We start from the raw sequence: 277 nt of genomic DNA on the forward strand, positions 1-277 counted from the left end.
GAATTCAGCGGCTTGGGCACCCGTCTTACCTGCCCTCGAACTGGGGAACTCGCTTCTCCCGGAAGGCGGACAGTCCCTCGACGCGGTCGAACGAATAGCTGTGCGCAGCAGACAGAGCACGCTCATAGCGGAGACCAGTCGACACAGGGTGGTCGAGTGAGTCGTTCAGCGCCTGTTTCATCCGCGCGAGCACCAGCGGACTCTTCGAAGAAATCGACTCGGCGAGGCGCTCCACCGACCCCGCGAGTTCGCTATCTGCGACGACCTCGTTCACGAG

At 62.5% G+C, this 277-nt stretch carries 1 protein-coding gene; it reads right to left on the reverse strand.

The features are described 5' to 3' along the window. Positions 1 to 25 precede the first annotated feature (25 nt). A partial coding sequence (locus SB847_RS20915; RefSeq protein ID WP_410578514.1) for an enoyl-CoA hydratase/isomerase family protein occupies positions 26 to 277 on the reverse strand: 252 nt, incomplete at its 5' end.

Origin of the sequence: Bacillus sp. SIMBA_026, assembly GCF_046535335.1 — a bacterium.
In the GTDB taxonomy this organism is placed as follows: domain Bacteria; phylum Bacillota; class Bacilli; order Bacillales; family Bacillaceae; genus Bacillus; species Bacillus velezensis.